The sequence below is a fragment of the Streptococcus sp. HMSC077D04 genome (assembly GCF_001808785.1).
GTDB classification, from domain to species: domain Bacteria; phylum Bacillota; class Bacilli; order Lactobacillales; family Streptococcaceae; genus Streptococcus; species Streptococcus mitis_BX.
This window is the reverse complement of the sequence record NZ_KV794502.1, coordinates 1-467: the sequence shown is the minus strand read 5'-3', so window position 1 is coordinate 467 and position 467 is coordinate 1. Positions and strand designations below refer to the sequence as shown.

Here is a 467-nt window from a genome sequence, read left to right as displayed (position 1 = left end):
CACGTGGAGTGTGTAGTGTTGCTACAACGAAAAATAGGGTGAAAATCCTTGATTTTAAGCTATTTTACAAGCATTTTGTCTTTGTAGATAAAGGCAATTTTGACGTCAGAAAAGTCCTAAAAAGGCACATAGATGTATATGTATTTGTAGATGTCGTTTGCGCATCGGAAAAATGAATACAACAATAAATATTTAACTAACGAGAGAACAATTGTATATTGTTCTCCTTTTTTTATTTTCAGGAGGGAAAATGACAAAAGAATTACAATCATCACGCTATATTGTCATTTCATTTTTAGTACGTGAAATGGGAATTGACATTGTTGAAGCTATCTCTCTTATGGCTGAATTAGAAAAAAGTGGCTTGGTTCGATTGGAATCAAGTGGAGATTTAATACTCAAAGAACTTGGAGGAGCGCTATGAAACGAATCACCGCAAATCAATACCAAACTTCAGAACGGTATTA

General features: G+C 33.8%; 1 protein-coding gene. It reads left to right on the top strand.

The features are described from left to right. Nucleotides 1-250 precede the first annotated feature (250 nt). Nucleotides 251-424 (top strand): hypothetical protein, encoded by a 174-nt coding sequence (locus HMPREF2701_RS10555; RefSeq protein ID WP_000159607.1) that lies wholly within the window; start codon nt 251-253, stop codon nt 422-424. Nucleotides 425-467 lie beyond the last annotated feature (43 nt).